This is a genomic window from Petrotoga sp. Shatin.DS.tank11.9.2.9.3, assembly GCF_003665005.1.
Classification (GTDB): Bacteria; Thermotogota; Thermotogae; order Petrotogales; family Petrotogaceae; genus Petrotoga; species Petrotoga mobilis.
The window spans coordinates 181,665-203,175 of sequence record NZ_JGVT01000007.1 but is presented as its reverse complement, the minus strand read 5'-3'; the positions used below and the strand labels follow the sequence as shown (position 1 = coordinate 203,175).

At 32.9% G+C, this 21,511-nt stretch carries 16 protein-coding genes; 11 read left to right on the top strand and 5 right to left on the bottom strand.

The features are described from left to right. Window positions 1–41: 41 nt before the first annotated feature. The 8 genes from BZ25_RS09085 (at window position 42) to BZ25_RS09050 (ending at window position 12,805) form a co-directional block, all read left to right on the top strand. A complete protein-coding gene (locus BZ25_RS09085) occupies window positions 42–3,239 on the top strand; it encodes an exodeoxyribonuclease V subunit beta (RefSeq protein ID WP_121515066.1) in 3,198 nt (1,065 codons plus the stop codon). After that, a complete protein-coding gene (corA, locus tag BZ25_RS09080; RefSeq protein WP_121515067.1) occupies window positions 3,226–4,281 on the top strand; it encodes a magnesium/cobalt transporter CorA in 1,056 nt (351 codons plus the stop codon). The genes BZ25_RS09085 and corA overlap by 14 nt, the downstream gene beginning before the upstream one ends. A gap of 30 nt (window positions 4,282–4,311) precedes the next feature. Then, on the top strand, window positions 4,312–5,535 hold the full coding sequence (locus tag BZ25_RS09075) for a M20 family metallo-hydrolase (protein WP_121515068.1): 1,224 nt from the start codon (window positions 4,312–4,314) through the stop codon (window positions 5,533–5,535). A gap of 41 nt (window positions 5,536–5,576) precedes the next feature. Next, window positions 5,577–6,200, top strand: a complete 624-nt coding sequence (locus BZ25_RS09070; protein WP_158584897.1) for a CBS domain-containing protein — start codon at window positions 5,577–5,579, stop codon at window positions 6,198–6,200. Between the two features lie 133 nt (window positions 6,201–6,333). After that, window positions 6,334–7,785 carry a glycogen synthase gene (locus BZ25_RS09065; RefSeq protein WP_121515070.1) on the top strand — a complete coding sequence of 484 codons (1,452 nt, stop codon included), beginning with the start codon at window positions 6,334–6,336 and terminating at the stop codon, window positions 7,783–7,785. A 1-nt stretch (window position 7,786) separates the two neighbouring features. Further along, window positions 7,787–8,797 carry a galactose-1-phosphate uridylyltransferase gene (gene galT / locus BZ25_RS09060; RefSeq protein ID WP_121515071.1) on the top strand — a complete coding sequence of 337 codons (1,011 nt, stop codon included), beginning with the start codon at window positions 7,787–7,789 and terminating at the stop codon, window positions 8,795–8,797. A gap of 17 nt (window positions 8,798–8,814) precedes the next feature. Further along, window positions 8,815–10,545 (top strand): DUF4910 domain-containing protein, encoded by a 1,731-nt coding sequence (locus tag BZ25_RS09055; protein ID WP_121515072.1) that lies wholly within the window; start codon window positions 8,815–8,817, stop codon window positions 10,543–10,545. A 73-nt stretch (window positions 10,546–10,618) separates the two neighbouring features. After that, window positions 10,619–12,805 carry a TIM-barrel domain-containing protein gene (locus BZ25_RS09050; protein WP_121515073.1) on the top strand — a complete coding sequence of 729 codons (2,187 nt, stop codon included), beginning with the start codon at window positions 10,619–10,621 and terminating at the stop codon, window positions 12,803–12,805. 178 nt (window positions 12,806–12,983) lie between these two features. Here the strand turns inward: BZ25_RS09050 and BZ25_RS09045 are convergent, their stop codons facing one another. Together BZ25_RS09045 and BZ25_RS09040 are read right to left on the bottom strand one after the other, a co-directional pair. After that, window positions 12,984–13,211, bottom strand: coding sequence for an SHOCT domain-containing protein (locus tag BZ25_RS09045; protein ID WP_121515074.1), 228 nt, complete (start codon window positions 13,209–13,211; stop codon window positions 12,984–12,986). An 85-nt stretch (window positions 13,212–13,296) separates the two neighbouring features. Further along, a complete protein-coding gene (locus BZ25_RS09040; RefSeq protein WP_121515075.1) occupies window positions 13,297–13,539 on the bottom strand; it encodes an SHOCT domain-containing protein in 243 nt (80 codons plus the stop codon). A gap of 368 nt (window positions 13,540–13,907) precedes the next feature. Between BZ25_RS09040 and BZ25_RS09035 the strand changes: the two genes are divergently transcribed. Beyond that, window positions 13,908–14,591 (top strand): cytochrome c biogenesis CcdA family protein, encoded by a 684-nt coding sequence (locus tag BZ25_RS09035; protein ID WP_121515076.1) that lies wholly within the window; start codon window positions 13,908–13,910, stop codon window positions 14,589–14,591. 16 nt (window positions 14,592–14,607) lie between these two features. After that, window positions 14,608–15,291, top strand: coding sequence for a thioredoxin fold domain-containing protein (locus BZ25_RS09030; RefSeq protein ID WP_158584896.1), 684 nt, complete (start codon window positions 14,608–14,610; stop codon window positions 15,289–15,291). A 34-nt stretch (window positions 15,292–15,325) separates the two neighbouring features. On the opposite strand, the gene BZ25_RS09025 is transcribed toward BZ25_RS09030, so the two are convergent. Next, window positions 15,326–16,435 (bottom strand): alanyl-tRNA editing protein, encoded by a 1,110-nt coding sequence (locus BZ25_RS09025; protein WP_121515078.1) that lies wholly within the window; start codon window positions 16,433–16,435, stop codon window positions 15,326–15,328. Between the two features lie 306 nt (window positions 16,436–16,741). Here BZ25_RS09025 and BZ25_RS09020 point away from each other — a divergent pair, with 306 nt between their 5' ends. Next, on the top strand, window positions 16,742–19,132 hold the full coding sequence (locus BZ25_RS09020) for a WD40 repeat domain-containing protein (RefSeq protein ID WP_121515079.1): 2,391 nt from the start codon (window positions 16,742–16,744) through the stop codon (window positions 19,130–19,132). Window positions 19,133–19,178: 46 nt separating this feature from the next. Here the strand turns inward: BZ25_RS09020 and secF are convergent, their stop codons facing one another. Both secF and secD read right to left on the bottom strand, forming a co-directional pair. Continuing rightward, complete coding sequence (secF, locus tag BZ25_RS09015) at window positions 19,179–20,087, bottom strand: protein translocase subunit SecF (protein ID WP_121515080.1); 909 nt, start codon at window positions 20,085–20,087, stop codon at window positions 19,179–19,181. Further along, window positions 20,087–21,505, bottom strand: coding sequence for a protein translocase subunit SecD (gene secD, locus BZ25_RS09010; protein ID WP_121515081.1), 1,419 nt, complete (start codon window positions 21,503–21,505; stop codon window positions 20,087–20,089). Before secD ends, secF begins: the two co-directional genes overlap by 1 nt. Window positions 21,506–21,511 lie beyond the last annotated feature (6 nt).

The following is a 21,511-nucleotide window of genomic DNA, read 5'->3' as shown; positions in this document are numbered from 1 at the left end:
TAAAACAGATTGGTTCAAAATTTGAAAGGACAAGATACTAAATGACTGTAAAAAAAGTTGATGTTTACAAAGAGATAGATGATCCAAACAGGAATTTCTTCATTTCGGCATCAGCTGGAACGGGCAAAACTTATATTCTTACACAATATTTTATAAAAGTGTTAGAAAAGAATTTTCCCAATGCTGACATAGTTGATAACATTCTTACGGTGACCTTTACAAATAAAGCTGCCTCCGAAATGAAGAATAGAATTATGGAAGAGGTTTCCAATAAATTGGATAAAAAACCCCCATATGGCGCCAGCAAATTAGAATGGTATCAATATTGGAACGAAGTAAAAATTAATTTATCACGCTCCTGGATCAAAACTATAGACAGCTTTTGTTCAAGAATAATAAGGGAAAACAACATTTCAGTGGGAGTAGACCCAAATTTTAGTATAATAAGCGATTTTCAAAGAGATCGAGAAGTTGAAAGATCGGTTTATTCTGCTCTAAGAGTCGCCTTAGAAATATATCAAGATAAAGAAATAGATTGGCTCAACTTCTTATCCACAAAAAGGAAAGAAAAAATAGAAAAGTATGTCGAAGCTTTAAATAGAGAAAAAACAAAATTTAAAGAAACCTTTAAAACTATACTTTCTGAAATAGGACTGGACAAGTTTGAAAAAATAATTCAAGATGTCGTTTCCAACTGGCGCATCGAAATGTCAAGAGCTTTATTAACTAATGATTTAGAATTAGCAGATAAAGAACTTTCCGAACTTTACAAGAACTTTTTATGGCTTGTCAAAATTATTTCTCTTATTGCTAGTGAATTCTATTTGGGATTAACCATCGATAATTTTTTATACGACTTCAAAGCAGTTTTAGAAAAGGTTGTAGAAGAATTCGAAAATAACCCCGATCTTCTTAAAAAGTATCAAAATAAATTCAAATATATCATAGTCGATGAATTTCAAGATACTAATTATCTTCAAAAAGAAATCTTTGACAAACTCCATACCACAGATAATTACTTTTTTTACGTTGGAGATAGGAAACAATCCATCTATCGTTTCAGAGGAGCGGATGTGTCTGTATTTTCTCGATCTTTAACAGAAGCTCAAAACTCTGATGAAGAAGTTCTTTTAGGGAAATTAACTAAAAACAGAAGGTCCCATCAACAAATAATAAATTTTGCAAATTATCTTTCTGAAGCTTCTTTATTTAAAAGAGAAAATATACAAATGCAAGACATCGATCCCAAACTTTTAGAAAATCTTTCCTTCCAAGAAGAAGATATATCAGAACCCGAAATCCTTCCCCAAGAGACCGAAACAATTCCTAGGTTGAGTGAAGATGATACTAAAAGAGTTAAATACATATTAATTGAACCTACAGAGGAAAATGGTTTAAACAACCAAGAAAATCGCCTTGCCATCGAAATAGAGACGTTGGCAAAAGTGATAAAAAAGTTGTTAGGACAAGAAATGGATTTCAAAGTAAGAAATAATAATAAAGTATATTACGAAAGAAGAAAAATCGAACCAAAAGATATCGCTATCCTTTCAAAAGAATTAAAAAATACAGAGAAAATACTTAGAAACACATTTTTTAAATATAATATACCCTTTTATATATTCGGCAGCAAATCTTTTTACAATAGACCAGAAATTCAAGCTATTTTCGCTGCCCTCAACTCAATTCAAAATCCATTCAACGACTACCAGTTTGTAAGGTATATGATGTCACTTCTAGTAGGTATGAGTTTTCAAGATCTTTCCAAATTAGTAGAAAAAAGACAAGGAAGCTTTTTTGAAACCTTTGAAAACATACAAAACGAATTTCCTGACGATGTGGTGGAAAGTTATAAAGTGCTTAAAAAGTACAAGGATCTCAAATATTATTTAACTCCATCTTCTATACTTAAAGGTATAATAAACGACAACAATTACTTCACTAAACTCGCTTTAACAAATGATCCTGAAGTTTCGATATCCAATATAAAAAAACTTATAAACCAAGCCGAAGAATACAACAATATGGCAAATTCCTTTTCTGAATTGGTCAGATTTTTGAAAAATGCCTCTAATATCTCCGAAGAAGAGGCTTCTATTGAAGATGAAACATCTAACAGTGTGAAAGTAATGACCATTCATAAATCTAAAGGTTTGGAATTTCCTATTGTATTAATGATTGGTTTACACAACTCTATCTCAAACGCAAAAAATGGTTCTAATGCAGAATTTTCGATCCCTAATGCGGAGGGAAATAGATATTACATCTTAAACAATATATATAAAGAGAGCGTAGAAAACAGTGATCACTGGCTTCTCAAATGGTTTAAAAACAACGAATTTTTGGATAAAACCGAAGCCAATAGATTAGTATATGTGGGAGTAACAAGAGCGAAAGACTTGTTGCTACCCATTTTAGTGTCCAACGAGAAAGCTGATACTTTAAATAATTTCTTCTTAACTGTAAAAAATTCAGATATGATAGACATAATTCAATCTGATCATATTCAGCAATCACAAGAGAACGCTACCGAAACTCTAAACCAAGAGGAAGAAAATTCTTTGTTTGAAGATATACCTCAACAGAATCTTAAAGACTTAACCAATCTCTCATATAAAAAGTATATAGCCCCAACTTACATAATCAAGGAAATAAAAACTGAAGAATTAGATTTAATCGAAGACCTCAGTGGAACCATTACATCTCCTTCAACTTATTTTGATCCAAAAAACATTTTTTCAGACCAAGAGCTTATCTTCAGAGGGTCTTTTTTACACTCTAAACTAAGAAGCGCTCAAAACATAAGTCACATAAAAAACATGATAAAAAATGGCGAGTTACCACAGCGTTTTGATGAATTAGATATAGTGAAAAAAGCTTTCACACCCAATGAGAATAAAATAATAAAAAATGAATGGAGACTCATGAAAAAATTGAATTTAGGAAAAAAAGAATACATGTTATTTGGGATTCCTGATAAAGTCATCATAGAAAACGGTGATATCGAGATTTTGGATTACAAATACTCAGAATTGAGAGATCCAAAAAAAATCAACGATTATCAATTTCAAATTTTATTCTATCTTTATCTATTATCCGACTTTGGGAATCCAAAAAGGGGACACATAATAAGTATCAAAACATTACAAGATCCCATAACTTTTGAATACGATCCCAAGTTTGAAGAGAGATTGATCTCACAACTTTTGAAAGAGGGAAATTATTATGAATTCAGCTAAACGAAAAAATTTAAGTAAAGTTGGGAACCCTCCTGGAGAGCTTATTTACACAGGAAAATTAGAGCCATCAAACGCAATCATCAACGTTTTTTCGTATGATCAACACTCTTATAATCTAAATGAAAATGTCGACCTTGACCTTATAAAAACCCTAGATAAAAACCAAATACACTGGATCGATTTTGAAAACGTCTCTGACTCAAATCAATTAAAAGCCATTGGAGAAATCTTTGACATCCACAAGTTAACCTTAGAGGATATAATTAATGTCAATCAAAGAACTAAGATCGAGTTCTATGATTCTTACACATTTTTAGTCATAAAATTAATCTCCGATTCAAGCGAAAAGCTAGAATTTAGACAACTCAGTATAATTATAAAAGGAAACATAATGATTAGTTTCTCAGAGGAAAAGAATTTTGCCACAAATTTGTTAAAAACTCAACTCAAAACAAACGCAGGAGATATAAGGAAAAAAGACGTAGGTTACTTAACCTTCTCTTTAATGGATATAGTAGTTGATAGTTACTTATCAAAATTAAATAACTATATTTCACACACAGAAGAAATAGATGAAAAAATCACAGAAGAGATTGAAGAAGAGCATTTTATAAAAATAAAGAAAATCAAGCAGGAAATATTAAGGTTCCGAAGATTTGTATTCCCTTTAAAAGACATACTCTTTCAAATACAAAAAAAAGAAAAGGGATTCGTAAATGAAAATAATGAGGTATACTTTATCGACCTCTACGATCATACCATACGGATAAACGAATCTATCGATTTATTGAGAGAGAATTTAAATAACTTAACAGAGATTTACTTGTCGATAGTGAGCAACCGTTTAAATGAAATAATGAGAATACTCACCATAATATCAACCATTTTCATCCCACTAACTTTTATAGCGGGAATATACGGCATGAATTTTGAGAATATGCCAGAACTGCATTGGAAATTTGGTTATTTCCTAATCTTAGGTATCATGGCGACTATAGCTGTGATTATGATAATTATATTCAAAAAGAAAAAATGGTTTTGAATTACAAATACCTATAAGGGGGCTAATTACATGAAGGAAAGTATAATTAAAAAAGTAGAAGAATTAAAAGAAGAAATTATTGAAAGTTCAAAAAAGTTCACATCAATTGACTCTGTCAACCCACGTGCGGGAGGACCTGGAGAAAAGGAAGCTGCAGAATGGCTGGAATCTTTGATTAGAGGATGGAATTTCGATGAAATCAAAAGATACGACGCTCCAGACGATGCTGTTGAATATGGATACAGGCCAAACATTGTTGCAACCTATAAAGGTCAAAATCCACAAAGAACTATTTGGTTTGTAACGCACATGGACAAGGTACCTGCTGGTGATATCAAATTGTGGGAAACAGATCCTTTTCAACCGGTAGTAAAAGACGGAAAGATTTTTGGAAGGGGAAGCGAAGACAATGGAGCCTCTTTAATATCAACATTATATGCCGTGAAAAGTATTATGGATTTAAAAGTGAGGCCAAAAAACAACATTGCCTTAGCTTTGGTTTCAGATGAAGAAACGGGTTCAGAATTTGGAATAAAATACTTATTAAAACAAGGATTATTTAAAGAAGGGGATTGGTTCTACGTACCAGATGCCGGGGAATCTGATGGAAGCTTCATCGAAGTTGCGGAAAAATCGATTATGTGGTTAAAAATAACAACTATTGGAAAACAAGGCCATGCATCTATGCCCAATATCTCCATTAACGCCCATAGAGCTGGTATGGATTTTGCAATTGCAGCGGATAAATATTTCCACGAAACTTATAACCTACAAGACGACCTCTTTAATTATCCTTACTCTTCTTTTGAACCGACAAAGAAAGTATCAAATGTTGAAAACATAAACACCATTCCCGGCACTGATATCATATATTTCGATGGAAGAATTCTTCCAAATTATGACGTTGAACAAATAATAAACAACCTTAAAAACCTGTCAAAAGAATACGAGAATAAATGGAATGTCAAAATAATAATTGAAGGGGAACATATTGAAAAATCAACAAAACCCACTCCAAAAGACCATCCCTGTGTAGAAATGTTGAAAGAAAGTATAAGGGACCTTAGAAATATAGAAGCTGAAGTTGGTGGAATAGGTGGAGGTACCTGTGCAGCCATAGTCCGTGGGGCAGGGTTTCCTGCTGCTGTTTGGTCAACAATTGATGGAACAGCACATCAACCTAACGAATACGTGAAAATTGACAATTTAATTAAAGATACCCAAGTTTTCGCATACCTTATGAATAATTTATAATTATTGTTTTTAGTCTTACAGATTATATTGGGGGTTGTATGATGTATGTAAAAATATGGCAAAATGATACTTTTCAAGCAATTGAATATACCGAAACCTTGCAAAAAGCCTTTGATAAAATAAGCAGTGAAGAAGAAAATTTGGTCGTTGTGAGACGAGATGGGACTTTGTACAACCTCATTACTTTCAACGATATAACAACTACATTTTCTTCTTATGGCTTAGATACGAAATTAATAGAAATATTAGATCCTACCGACTCTTTTTTATTTGACACTGACTTATTAGAAGATGCTCTAGTTTTGATGTTAGAAAACAGAGCTAGAGTTTTACCCGTTGTTAACAATGAAATGCGCCCTGTAGGAATCTTTGGACTTTTTGAAGTTTTAAAAGCCTTTAAAACCATCTCAGCTATTGATGAAACAGGAACACGAGCTTTAATAAAGATAAATGACGTTCCTGGTGAACTCGGCAAACTCTTGAGCATATTTGCGAATCGAAAAATCAACCTTCTCTCTCTAATGACCGCCAAAATAAGTGACGAAAAGAGAATGATCAGTCTCAAATTAGGCATTAAAAATATCGACCTCATTTCTGATATATTGGACGAAGAAAATATAGAGTATGAAGGTATATACGAAGAAAACGGAGATAAAGACAGGTAAAAAAACGGGGTGAAAGGGCGAAGCCCTCTCTACCTTTCCTTACGGGTGGGGAGCGGGGTGAAAGGGCGCTAAAACAAGTTTTTAGAATCTTTAAAGAAAAGATAGAATCACTCACTAGGAGGCGATATATATTATGAAAATAGCTTACGTATCCTACGAAGTCTCTCCATTTGCTAAAGCTGGAGGCTTGGCAGACGTAGCTGGAGCCTTACCAAAATATATTAAAAATGCAGGAGAAGATATATACGTTGTGATGCCTTTTCATAAAAACATAGAAAATAATTATGATATTTCTAAATTTGAGGTTGTAAAAACAGACTTAATACCTGATTCTCATACACATAAATCTCCTTTCAGTGTTTATAAAAGTTATTTAGAAGGTTCCTCTGTAGTAATTTATTTCATAAAAACAGATACCCTCTATGATTCAAAAAACATATATGATGAAGAAAATATCTTTTTGAAAACTTCTTACTTTTGTGATGCTGTTTTAAAAACTATAAAAGAATGTGAACCCGACACAAATGTTATCAACGCAAATGACTGGCACACTTCTCTTATACCTGTATATCTAAAAACCGTTTATTTACAAGACAACATTTTAAAAAAGATAGCCACAATATTAACTATACACAACATAGGTTATCAAGGGCTTTTTAACCCTGAAGTATTAAATCAAGCAGGATTACCTAATTACCTATTCAACATAAACGCCTTGGAATATTATGGAAAAGTAAATATATTGAAAGGTGGAATTTTGTTCAGTAATATAATAAATACAGTGAGTCCCACTTATGCAAAAGAAATACAGACCGAAGAATACGGATATGGACTAGAAGGAATATTGAAGGTTCGATCTGAAGATTTGTTTGGTGTATTAAACGGCATTGATTACAGCATTTATGACCCATTAAAGGATCCACATATTTTTTATCCTATTGAATCATACAAAGACAAATTAAAAAATAAAACAAGTTTGCAGGAATACTTAGGACTCGTTAAGGATGAAAATGTAACGCTAATCTCTTTCATTGGCAGGCTCTTTGAACAAAAAGGAATCGATTTAATTTCAAAAATAATAGACTTTTTGTTACTCACGGATATTCAATTTGTTTTATTAGGAACAGGAGATAAAAAATACGAAGAGTATTTTGCTACCTTGACAAAGATTTATCCTAAAAAAGTCTCCATCAACATAACCTTCGATGTAGATCTAGCACAAAAGATATACGCTGGATCTGATATCTTTTTGATGCCATCTAAGTATGAACCATGCGGATTAGGGCAAATGTACTCGATGAGATACGGCACCGTTCCCGTTGTTAGATACACAGGGGGATTGAAGGATACGGTTTCGGAATACAATCCAAAAGATAAAAAAGGGACAGGATTCGGATTTTATGAGTACCAAGAAGCGGATTTATTATACACTTTAATGAAAGCCATATACTTTCACCAAGAAAGGAAAGATGACTGGACGAATATTTTTGAAAACTGTATGAAAGAAGACTTCTCTTACGAAAAAACCGCCAAGAAATACATCGAATTGTACAAAATCGCCCTTGACAAAAAACGAGGTTATTAGAATGATGGAATTGAGAAAAGATCCTATAATAAAAAGATGGGTTATAATATCTTCCGAACGATCAAAAAGGCCCATGGATTTCAAAAAACAACAGCAAAAAATAGAAAACTCCTTCTGCCCTTTCGATTATGGAAATGAATACAGTACACCGGAAGAAATAATAGCCTTTAGAGATGCTAACTCTACTCCAAACTCCCCGGGATGGTGGGTTCGGGTTGTTCCAAATAAATTTCCAGCACTCAACTCTGAAAACGAATTGAAAAAACAGGGTGTCGGGATATACGATCAAATGTCTGGCTATGGATACCATGAAGTCATTATAGAAACACCACAACACAACGCAAAATTAGCTGATATGCCAATGGATCAAATAAAAGAAATAATATGGGCTTACATACAAAGGTTTCAAACAATAAGAAAAGACAAAAACATAAAATACGTTCAAATATTCAAAAACAAGGGAGAAGAAGCTGGCGCTTCCCTTTCACATCCACACTCACAGCTCATCGCCACTCCAATCGTTCCCATCACTATTAAATCAGAAATAGAAGGCTCCAAATCTTATTATGACTTTCGAGAAAGATGTGTTTATTGTGACATAATAAACCAAGAGTTAAAGGACAAACAAAGGGTCGTTTTCAAAACGGATGAGTTCATTGTTATAGAACCTTACGCCTCCAGATTTCCATACGAAACATGGATACTTCCACTCAAGCATTCACATGACTTTGGGTCCTTAGAAAACAATCCGGCATTAGTTGAAGATTTAGCAAAAACCCTTTCGATTATAACCAAAAGGTTTGATAAAAAACTTGACGATCCACCATTTAATCTATTCATACACACTTCACCGTTTATAGACGGACTGGAACTATATTACCACTGGCATATAGAAATACTACCTAGATTAACTAATGTTGCTGGTTTTGAATGGGGTACGGGCTTTCATATAAACCATGTTTCTCCCGAACAAGCCTGCAGTGACCTTATAGAAGAAAAAGACATTCTTTGAAAACGGGGGGGAACGAAATGATAGACTTAAAAGATATATTTTACGAATTTTCTTCGAGAAATGCCTTGGAATTAATTAGAAAAATATCTGCTTTTCACAGAGCAAAAGGTAGCTTGGAATATTCCGAAGCAAGAGAGATAATTCAAAATTATTTGAAATATTCAACTTTGCTTACCTTCCCTATGGATAAAACTTACAGCACATGGCAAAGTCCTCCAAGTTGGAATCTAAAAGGAGGCTTTTTAAAATATCAAAATGGAAAATACATCGTCTCTGATCTTTCTCTAACACCTATCTCGGCAATATTTCTATCAGATAAAACTGACGGTGTAGAGAAACTGGAAGTCTTCGATGTAGGAAAAGGAGAAACAGAGGAAGACTACAAAAATTTCGAACCGGGAAATGCGGTATTGGCTGATGGTAACCCCACCCTAGTGTACCACTATGCTATAGAAAAATTCAACGCAAGATGCGTCCTCAGTTATTATATGAAAGCTCAAGATAAATCCATAGGAAGAACTCCGGAACTTTTACCTGATACCATTAATTATACCTCTTTCCCAAGTTTTAAAAATAAGTATGGTTTTGGTTACGCATTATCTTATGATCAATTTCAAGAATTAAAGGAAAAGCTTAAAAAAGAAAGAGTTGTCATAGAAGCATTTTTGGATGCAGATCAAGGAATAAATAACTTAGAGGTCTTACAAGAAAAGATCGGTAAAGATACCGATCAACCAGCTATTATTTTAACTGCTCATCTGTGTCATCCAAAACCAGGAGCCAATGACAATGCAAGCGGCTCCGCACTGCTGGCAGAAATAATGAGAGTATTAGAAAAATTCCAAGATCAATTAAACAGGAAAATTATTGGTCTTTGGGTAGCAGAGATGTACGGTACAGCCGCTTATTTAACAACAGAATTCCCAAAAAACGCTTATGTTATAAACTTAGATATGGTTGGGGAAGATCAATTTAAAACAGGATCAACTCTTAAATTAACTCCATCCCCTTGGGCAATACCATCTTTTTTAGCAGAACTTCTTTACGTGAACTTAGAATATCCTGCTTTTAGATTATCTTTCGAAAGATATTCAGGAGGTTCTGACCATTACATGTTTTCAGATCCAAACTTGGAAATACCCGCTGTCTCATTAACGAATTGGCCTGATAGGTATTACCATTCAAGCGACGACACGGTTGATAATTGTTCAAAAAATACCCTTGACTGGATAGGAAAAGCTGTTTTAAAAACTATCTACGACTTAGACAATATGAGTCAAGAAGTTTCGGCACAAGTAAAAGGCAAAATTATAAACAATCATTTCAAGTTAGTCAATGCTCAAAGCAAACTCATCACTAATTATGTAAATTACATGACGTACCTAAAACTACAGCAACTCTCTAAATATGGAGATGTTGAAGAAGAATTAATTGAATTTTTTAAAGAAAAAATTGACTTTGATTTGATCCCTTCACAAAAAAGAAAGGTAAGAAAAAATATTGGGCCTATTTCTGATTCGTGGTACAATATCGAAGATATAAAATGGATGAACCACATTAGAGAAAAAATACCTAACTTTAGAGATTTCTTGGATGTATTTTTGAATGTATTTGAAATAGGATTTTCAAAAGAAGAAGCCATTTTAATAGCAAAAGCAGAGTTGGGAATTGAGAAAGATTTAAAGGCAGAAGTTGAGCATTATCTGCAAAGATTAAAAGAAGAAAAATTAATAGAAAGTAGACTGTAAAAACACTGTCTATCGAGTCTTAAAGTTTTTAAAAACCACATATTATTTTTATCTGGAGGAGGATTTATCTATTATGTTCACAAAGACGCAGTTAACGCAATACACTACTTTGTACAGAAGTGGCAACCCTTTTAAAACTGGGGCGGTGATAGTTGACTTAGAAAGCAAAGGTTTCCAACAAAACGATACTATCCCATATTTTCAAATTGAAGAAAAAGATAACAAAATAAATTTCATATACAAGATGTCAAAAGAAGATGTTGTATATGGATTAGGAGAAACTTTAGGGGCATTGAACAAAAGAGGTAAAATTTACAGATTCTACAACACAGATGATCCTGAACATACCCCTGACAAAATGTCTTTATACGGTTCTCATCCTTTTATGATCTTGGATGGAAAAAATACTTTCGGATTGTTCATTGATTATCCTTCTGAAATTATCTTTGACATAGGATTCACAGATAAAGATATTTTGCAGATCACCGTTCCTTCAAAAGATTTTGACTTTTATATTTTTGATACTGATGAAAAGCTATCCATAATAAAAGAATACTTTAATTTAACTGGAAAACCTTACATCCCTCCAAAATGGGCTTTTGGGTTTCAGCAATCAAAGTGGAGTTATTTCTCTGAAGAGGAAGTTAGAAATGTAGCAAAAAAATTCAGAGAAACTGGAATCCCTTGTGATGTCATTTACACCGACATAGATTACATGGATAGTTACAAGGTTTTCACAATAGACAAAGAAAAATTCCCTAACTACGAAGGGATGGTGAAAGACTTAAAAGAAATGGGAATAAAAGTTATACCCATCATAGATCCGGGGGTAAAAATAGAAAAAGACTATCCAATGTACGAAGAAGGCAAGGAAAAAGGATTTTTCTGTGTGGATGAAAATGGTAATGACTTTGTTGCAGCTGTTTGGCCAGGGCCTACCCACTTTCCAAACTTTTTAAACTCTGAAGTTAGAAGATGGTGGGGGAAGAAGTATAAACTCTTTACAGATATGGGAATAAAAGGCTTTTGGAACGATATGAACGAACCTTCAATATTTTTTACCCCTAAAGGTTTAGACAATCTTTTTGAACTGTTGAAATATTTGGAGGAAAATAAGGAAAATGCCGGCATAGAAGTTTTCTTGGCAAGAGAAACACTTTTGAACATAGCCGGCAACAGAGAAGATTATAAAAGTTTTTACCATAAATTAGACGATGGTAGTTTAATAAATCACGATATGGTTCATAACTTATACGGATTCAACATGACTAAAGCAACTGCGGATGAGCTTAAAGAGTTATGTCCGAATGAAAGATACTTGCTACTGTCAAGAAGCAGTTATCCTGGCCTTCACAGGATGGCTTCAATATGGATGGGGGATAATAAATCTTGGTGGGAACACATGCTTGTTAATATAAGAATGCTGCAATCTTTAAATATGTTGGGATTTTTCTATACCGGGGCTGATGTTGGTGGCTTTGGAGCAGATTCATCCGCCGAATTAGTCATAAGATGGATGGAGTTAGGAGCATTCACACCATTTTATCGAAACCATACCGCACTAAATACAAGGCCTCAGGAGCCTTGGCAGTTCGATGAAGAATCTTTGAACATCATGAGAGATATAGTGAGGCTCAGATACGCTTTCATACCTTATACTTACTCAGAATATATGAACTCCGTAAAAGAATCTGTCCCATTTGTAAAACCTTTATCTTTTGTATTTGAAGGAGATAGGGTGAAAGATATAGAAGATCAGTACATGTATGGAGAATCTTTGATGGTAGCACCCGTTCACGAACAAAACAAAAAGGGAAGATATGTACACTTGCCAGAAATGAAGTGGCTAAATTGGACGGCTTCTAAATACGAAGAAAGAAATATGAAAGTTTATGAACCCGGAGATTATTACATTGAAGCAGATTTAAATGAAATTCCTCTTTTCATAAAGGAGAATAGCATGATACTTCTATCCGAGCCTATGAATTATGTTGGTGAAAAAGAAATTACAGAACTAACAGTTATTGGTTTGGTAAGCGATCACGCTATTTACAATTATTATGATGACGATGGAACCACTTACAACTTCTCAAAAGGTGAGTTTGGTAATTTAAAGATAGATATAACAAAAGTAGGCAACGATTTCAAAATAGATGTGAAAACATACGATCCATCGAATATTTTGAAAATAAAAAAGATCCATTTCGAAATATACGACATTGATGGAAGTGTCATCAAAAAAGATATGATTATCGGATAAGAGGTAGATAATTAATTATCTACCTCATCCCACACTACAGTAAGTACCCTTGCCTTCGACTAGTGGTTCCCGCTACCTGTCCCACAGCGGACTTTCACCGCTTAGCTATTGCCCATGCTGGGCGCACCCACCTAAAAAAGTCGGTAGATCGAATCTCCCGACTTTTATCTCTTTAATATTACTTTAAATCTTTTTTCTTGTTCAAATACTCTTCTCTGGAAATCCGCCCCAGAGCATATTCTTGTTTGAGAATATCCAGAGCATGATAGGTGCTGCGTTTTTTGTTTGCCCTAAATAACAGCACAATCATCGTTACAAGTAGTCCCCAGAAAAGCAAAGGTATAATCCACCAATATCCACCTAAAATACTCTGCCCATAAGCACCCCACAGGTAACAATATCCCATAATAAACACTCCTTTCCAGAAATCTATTTACTGATATCGCTCATAGTCAAACCTTTTTGTCTCTACAACCTTTATTTTTTGAATCCTATTTCAAGTCCTTTATTATCTGATCAAATTCTTCCTTGCTTATTTCACCTCTAGCATAACGCTCTTTAGCGATTTCTTCAGCTCTATCAACTTGATGATGAAAGTCATTATTATTGTTGTGATATGAACTCGAATTATCGTCATTCCTATTATTAATAAAATAAATCACTGCTATGACAATTATTATCAAGAAAATCAAAGAAAATCCTCCCCACATCATTCCCAAACCGAATCCCATCATAATTTATCACTCCTTTCCAAATTCTTGTAAATTTTTATAGCTGCATCAATTGGTCTACGCGCTGTTTTAAGTTTTCTAAGAGCCTTTTGGTGTTTCATAAAATTGCCTTTTTATCCATCCCATAAGGGGAGGGTATCAAAATTATAAACGATTTTTATTACAATCAAATCAATATGGATTACCAAAGTAGTGAACCTATCGTACAAAAAATGAAGATCTCTTCATTGAAGAAAAGACAAATCTTTTTTATTATATGAGCCAAAGAAATACAAATCTTTGTTGAGAAAATTTAGTATAATGTGATATAATTAAAATACCTTAGTAGGGTATGGCTAACTTTTAATAATTTTAGCAAAGGAGCCAACACTATGAATTCTCTTGCCATAACAAATTCTGTTACTTTTTTAACTGCACTTTCTGGTGGCTTATTATCATTTTTTAGCCCTTGCGTTTTCCCTTTAATACCCGTTTTTTTTGCATTGGTTATCCCTGATATCTCAGATACTCGTTTGGTCATCAAAAGGAGTTTGGGATTTTTTCTTGGCCTTTCTCTCTTTTTTGCTTTGTTAGGCAGTATTTCTGGTAGTATTGGTATGATGCTTGCAATGTATCAAAGCGTTATTAACATAGTTGCTGGTGTATTAATAATATTATTTGGATTTCTGTTTTTGATGAATAAAAGTTTGATTTCTGCAAAGAATATAGACCTAAGAAAATACAATAAAAATAATTCCTTTTTTTCCGCCTTTTTAATTGGGATTTTAATTTCTTTAGTATGGATCCCGTGTGCAAGCCCAATTTTGGCTTCGATTCTTACCTTAGCAACGACAACAGGAGAAGCAATGAGGGGAGCTCTTTTACTTTTTGTTTATTCTCTGGGTATTTCCATCCCGTTTTTATTCTTTAGTGGCATTGTCAGTAAAATATTATCTAAAGTAACCTTAGGAGAGCCAAAATGGCAAAGATCCTTGAGAATTATTGGTGGTATTTTGCTTATGGTAGTGGGTACTATGGTTTCATTTGGGCTTTTTAACAATATAAGTGTATTATAAAATGGAGGTTTACTTTATGAAAAAATTTTTCGTTGTAATGTTATTTATTCTATCAGTAATTACCATATTCTCTGTCCCATTAGAGGAATTTGTTTTTGAAAATTTCAATGAAGCTTTCGAAGTTGCCGAATTAACAAACAAAAAAGTAGTAGTCATGTTTTCATCACCTACATGCCCAGCATGTACTCAATTCAAAGAAACAACACTGTTGGATGAAGAGATTCAAAAATGGTTGCGCACAGAATTTGTTTTTGTTGAAATTTATCCTACAACTGAAAAAGCCACATTTCAAGGAGAAGAATATAATTATGGTCAGTTGTTTTATGCCTTTGGTGCCAGATATACACCAACCTTTGTATTCTTTGACGAACAAAAAAATCCTTTTGGAGCAATTACAGGTGGGTATCCAGCTGAGATATTTATAGATATCCTAAAATATGTCTCTTATGATAAAAATGAAGAGATGAGTCTCGATAAATTTATTGAAGATGGATTAGGGAAAGACATCGATGTTCTTCCAAAAACTGTTTATTTATCAAAAGATGAAATTGAAAAATTATTGGACATGGATCCAAATTCCAAAGTATATGAACCTGGTAAAAATTATGATCCATATACAAATATAGTTTTACTTCAAAACAATACAAACGAACAAAATATAGAAAATTTTTACGTGAAAATATTTGAATCTAAGAATTAGAAAATTTATTTCTGAAAAATAGCCCATGATTGGGCTATTTTTCTAATATTTTGAGAATATCTTTGAACTTTATATCGCCGCTTATGTTACCTCTTACTTCACTTCCACCGCCTTTGATGTTGTTATTCATTTTTAATTTGTCTATAAGCTCTTTACAGTTAATATTGTTAGAGACAATAGAAAAGGTTTTGTTCTTCTCATCTTCAATAATGAGTGTATAATCTTTTAAATTTACATATTTGTGCAAGAAATCCGCTGTTTCATCTTCTTTTTTATGGTAAACTACTTTGTTATTGTTCACAACCACAGCTTTTTGGATTAAATCTTTTGAGAGATGATAAGCCATTTTTTCTGCTAACTTCTTAATACGGTTCTTATAATCTTTGTTTTCATTTAATAGAATTTCTACTTTATTTTCTAAATCATATAATCCCGATGTCAAGATAAAAGAAATGTTTTTTAAAATTGAATCTTTTTGTGAATAATCTTTAATGGCTCTAAGACCTGCTAAAAAATACACCCTCGTTAAATTTCCTTTTACTCTTTCTGTATTTGTTATCTTTAAAAGGTTGATGTTACCTGTATTTTTTACATGGAAACCGCCACAAGCAGATATATCAAAATCATCGATTTTTATCAGCCTCACTTGACCACTCACTTTATCACTTAGAGGTTTCCTTAAATTATATTTCTGAGCCCCTTCTTTATCCGTAAATATTTCTTCTACTTCTATGCATTTAGAAATTATATCGTTTGAAAGTTCTTCGGCTTTGTTTAACATTTCTTCTCCAATATTTTGTTCATCCAAATCTATAGTAGAATATTCTTCGCCCATCTTGAAACTAACAGTTTTTAACGAAGCTATTCTTTCAAAAGCAGCCGATAATATATGTTGTGCAGTATGTTGCTGAGCTATATCAAATCTTCTTTTTTCATCTATTTCATAAAAATATTCACCGGGGTTTAAATGTTTGCTTAATACAACGCCTGTTTCTGGGGTATTTAAAACGTCAACAGTATCAATTTTACCCCTATCTCCAAGTTGCCCGCCTTTTCCATCAGGATAAAAAGGGTTATTTTCTATCGTAGCAAAATAGATATCTCCTTCTTTTATTACCTTAATTACCTTTACTTTTTCACTCAAATTTAAAGCCTCCTTTTGGTCTTAACCTAAAACTTTATATATAGCGCCCCCTTCGCCAAACGTTAAGGGGTAAACCCCTTAAGATCCCCAAATTCGACACATCATTTGGAAAGCAAATGAGATTAGGAAAGTTATTCAAAAGCACTACGAAAAAGACCATTTTGCACAGATCAGCAAAAGATTTTTCAGCGATGTTCAATTTCTAAAGCCTTTAGTTTTTATTCTGATATTCTTTTTAAGATCATTTTATTATATAATATAATAGTTAGTAGAGAATAAAAAATCTTTGAGAGAGAGTTGAGTATTTTGAGAAAATTCTTCTTAATTTTTTTCTTAACTGTTTTCAGTGTAAACATCTTCTCCAATTTAATAGTAAATAACTTTGAACATACCAACATCATTGATTTTTTTGTAAATAAAAACACCGGCGATATTTCCACAATTGTGGAGAATAATTACCTTAAAACTTATGATTTGAAGGAAAAGTGCATTAATCGTTATTACTCAGCTTCTTCTATACCGACACATGTAGAATGGATCCTCGACAATAAATATACTATAATCGCAGAAAGTAATGGAACAATAGAAGTGTTTAACAACGATACCTCTCTTCTTAATTACAAAATAAACGTAACCGACGAATCTATTTCCTCTTTATCTAGTTTTAGAGATAAAATAGTATTTACTTCCTTAGATAAAACGGTCTACGTATACAATATTACCAAAAGAAGGGTAGAATTTCAACGGAGGTTTTCAACTATACCGACGGTTGCAGAATTTCACGATGAGGGTACAATATTGGTAGCAGACCATTTAGGTAATATTTATTTGATAGATTATTTAAACAATAAAGAAGTAAGATCCCTCAAAATTGATAATTATTCAATAATTAAATTAGTGATGGTAAATGATAATACACTAGCTTTTTCAATGAATGGAAATATTTATGTATTGGATAAAGACTTGAAGATAATAAATTCTTTTTCATTAGGTTTAACAATTAAAGAGGTCGCATTTTCACCATCGAATGAAAATTTTACTGTTTTGACTACGAATAATCAGATCATCCTTTTTGATTCTTCAACTTTAAAAATACTCCAAGAACTAAAGCTTGATAATTTTAATATAAAATCTCTTGAATGGAGTCATGACAAAAGCGATACACTTTACCTAAACGATGGAGTTAGTATATACTCTTTAAATGTCTATTCAAAATCAATTGAAAAATTATTGGAATTAAAAAAACCCGATGTTCTAAAAATTACAAGAAATAATAATCTTATTTATTACTTAACTTCCAACAGTGAAATAGGTATTTTTAATATTGATTCAGGAGTAGTTGAGACTCATTTTTCTTTTTCTGAAGAAGTAGTTGACTTTGAAATAACAAAAAATGGATATTTGATACTTTCAGAAAATTCTGGATACCTGTCGCTTTACGACCCTGAGGGTATATTAATAGAAAATAAGAAGATAAGTGATTTTAAATTAACCGCTTTGGAGATTTCCCCTTCGGAAAAGTTTTTAATTGCAGGGGGATGGGAGAATAATGTTTATATACTCACGCTACCTGATTTGAGTGTTTATAAGGAAGTTGAAAATCTTCATAGCAATTGGATAAAAGATATTTCTATTAATTACAACGAAACTAAGATAGCAGTGGCAAGCTTAGATAAAAAAGTAAGCATATCAGTTTTTCCCGACTTTGAAAATACAATTTACATCGAAGAATTCCCCTACATTATTTGGTCACTGGATTGGGCTAGTAATTCAAATTTTCTTTCTATGGGAGGATTTGAAGGGGCTTTACGACTGTGGGATGGAAGATTTAATCAATTATATAAAAGTTTTGAGATTATTACAGCTCCAATAAAGGCAATTGAATGGAGCCCTGATGATAATTACGTAGCCACTGCAACAACTGATGGAAATGTCTATATATGGAACAGTAAAAATGGAAACTTAGAATCAACTATGAATATTTCCAATGGTGAAATTGTTGATTTAACTTGGAGTAATGATGAAAGGTATTTGTATGCCTTGAGTAAAGGAAATTTATTGAGCCTTATAGATCTTCAGCAGAACAATATACCTTTGCAGAGTATTATTTTTGAAAAAGGCTATTCTGTTTCCTATAGAAAAAATGGAGAGTATACCACTAATATCCCTGAACAAGAAGAAAGCAAATTTTTCTACAAAAATAATCCTATAAGCCTTTTCGAAGCTGTAACCTTCGAAAGGAAAGAATTTATAAGCATTCCTATCTTAGAAGGACCTGTTATAAATGTACCCTCAGAATTTTTGATATCAGATAAAAACAACTCTTTGCTTCTTAGTGCTTTTGATAATAATCTTATTACCAAAGTTGAAATATTAGGCCAAACTTTTTTAGTTAACAGTCCATCTTATTATCTGTCAAGGGAGATAAATCCTGAAAAACTTGCATCAAATATGCTTGAAATATCTGCTTATGATGATGATGGAAATAAATCCATAAAATACGTTCATTTGAAGTTTGAGAATATATATCTTCAAGTATTCACTAATCAAGCAGAAATCACAAACGAGGAAGGAGAAATTATAGCGATTGCAAGTAGTGGAGACATCCTAAAATTAAAAGGAGTTTTAGGAGATACTTATAAAGTAGAATATATTGACAAAGAGGGATATATTAAAAAAGCATTTGTCGTGTTTTAAAAAAGCCCTCAAAGATGAGGGCTTTTTAATTTTATTATCTTATTAATTAAGCTTTTTGTGTTTTCTTACGTCTTTTTACCATACCTATAACAATTGGACTCGCAATATACAACGAAGAATAAGTCCCAATTACGACTCCCACAGTTAATCCGAAAGCAAATGAAGCTATTGACCTACCTCCCAAAAGGAACATCATAAAAACAACTAGGAATGTTGTCAAGGAAGTGTTCAATGACCTTACAATAACTTCGTTAATGCTTTTATTTGTTATACTTTCTATATCCATCCCACGATTTTTAGATCTGTTTTCCCTTATTCTATCATAAACAACGATAGTATCGTTTAGGGAATAACCTGCTAAAGTAAGAAATGCGGCTATTGCGGTTAAGTTCATTTCTATACCAAAGAGGGAATAAAATCCTAAGGTGATTATAACGTCATGAGCTAAAGCTAAAATCGCTCCCACACCGTAGGAAAATTGAAACCTGATGGTTATATAAGCTAGCAAAACTATCAGAGAAATAATTACAGCATACCAAGCATACGATCGTATCTCTCTAGCCGCATAACCTGAAACATCGTTGAATTGTTCAATATTTAAGCTCGAATCAGAAAAAGATTCTTCTAAACTATTTATGAACATTTGTTTTTCTTCCAACGTAGGGAAAGAATCTCTTACGGTAATTATGTAAAAGAATCGATCAGAAGCTCCTCCACCTGGGTTAGTTTGAATGATCTTAGCGGTAGCATACTCTGGATTTATCGTTTGTAAACCGTTTCTCAATTCATCAATTGTATAACTTTTATCAAAAGACACGATGATTTCACTACCACCAGAAAAATCAACACCTAAATTGAATCCTTTTACAAAAATCACTATTACAGAAAAAAGTATCAAAGCAATTGATAAATAAATGAAAAAACTCCTCTTACCAACAAAATCTATATTTGGCATTATTTAGTCCCCCCCTTTTCCACAACAATTCCTTTCACATACTTTTCAGGCTTCAAAAAGTGGGAAGTACTTTCTAATAGCAACCTACTAACCACCAAGTTAGTAAACATAGCACCTAAAACACCTATTATGAGTGTGACCGCAAAGCCTCTAATACTTCCACTTGTTACAAAGAATAAAACTAATCCTGCTAAAATAGTTGTTATATTGGCATCAAAAATAGTTGAAAAAACTTTATTAAATCCAAACTTTACTGCGGTTAAAGGGGGCCTTCCTATTCTAAGTTCCTCTTTTATTCTTTCGTATATAATAATGTTTCCATCTACTGTGGTACCAAAAGTTAAAATTATACCAGCAATACCTGGTAGAGTTAATATCGCTCCTGTCCAACTTAAAATTCCCATTAACAAAAATGTATTATATATTAGCGCAATATCAGCAATTACTCCCATCCATCTATAAAATATAATCATGTAAATCATTACTATTATAAGCCCAATGATTCCGGCGTTTATAATCGTAGTCACAATATCTCTTCCCAAAGTAGGACCAAGTGTCCTTTCTTGAAACTTAACCAAATCTACAGGTAAATTCCCAGATTTTATCAAAACAGCAATGTTTTGTGCTTCTTCCATACTTTCTATTCCGCTGATTTCGGCTCTTCCTTGTGATATCCTTTCTCTAACAACAGGTGCAATTATAACCTCGTCATCTAAAATGATCGCAATTCTTTCATTCACTAAATTAGCGGTTGCTAATTCAAATTTTTGTCTTCCTTCATTACTGAAATTCAAATTAACTACGAATCCTGCTCCTTGACTGTTTAGAGAAGCTACGGCATCAGTGACATCTAAACCGGTAATCTGAAATGGAGCATCTCCAAATTCGAAAACATTTTTTACCCTATACCAAAGGTTAGGGTTATTACTATCCTTAACGTAACTATACATTTCTATTTCTTCACCATTTATTTGTATAGTTCTATTTCTTGTAATTTCTGGAGTTGTTGTAGATTCCACAACTTCCAATACTTCTGCGAAGTAAAGTTTCCCCTTACTACCTATAAGTTCTTCAGCCCTTTGAGTATCTGATATACCTGGAATCTCAACACGAACTCTGCTTTCTCCACCGGAAACAACTTCGGAAACTATCGCCTCTGTGTAACCAGCGTTGTCCATTCTTCTCCTTAGAACTGTGATTACATTATCTACAACCTCAGAAGTATTGACACCTTCAGGTACATCAAAGCTATATTCTAAAAGCACCCCACCTTGAATATCCAGGCCTAAATTAATATTTGGGAAAAACCGTAGTATGCTTATATCATTCACATTACCCGATAAAGGTAGAATTAATCCTAATAGTGCAAAAACAAAAACTATTACAGTAAATAGTATTCGTATTCTTCGATTTCTCAACTATTT